Source organism: Salmonella sp. SAL4457, assembly GCF_046548235.1.
GTDB classification, from domain to species: Bacteria; Pseudomonadota; Gammaproteobacteria; order Enterobacterales; family Enterobacteriaceae; genus Salmonella; species Salmonella enterica.
This window is the reverse complement of sequence record NZ_JBGDZO010000642.1, coordinates 1-265: the sequence shown is the minus strand read 5'-3', so window position 1 is coordinate 265 and position 265 is coordinate 1. Positions and strand designations below refer to the sequence as shown.

General features: G+C 55.5%; 1 protein-coding gene. It reads right to left on the bottom strand.

The features are described from left to right. Positions 1 to 44: 44 nt before the first annotated feature. The coding region (locus ACLJNW_RS25775) for a hypothetical protein (RefSeq protein ID WP_410961450.1) at positions 45 to 265 on the bottom strand (221 nt) is incomplete at its 5' end.

The window sequence follows — 265 nt, the reverse complement described above, 5'->3', positions numbered from 1 at the left end:
ACGTTACGTATCGCCGATATCGCTCTTGAAAAAAGGGGACAGATTTATTTTCCCTGCTCTAATCTCGGCCGCCCTTGCCCACGCCGCTCTATTCTCACCCCGGCTACCCGCTCGATCTCGTCCACGAACCGTTGATTGCCCGTCAGTTGTCCACGCTGAACCGCCTCGCGAATCAGCCTCAATTCCTCGGCCGGTATCGCCTCTTTCATGAACGTTACGTATCGCCGATATCGCTCTTCGGCCGTCTGACCTAGCTCAATGAAGC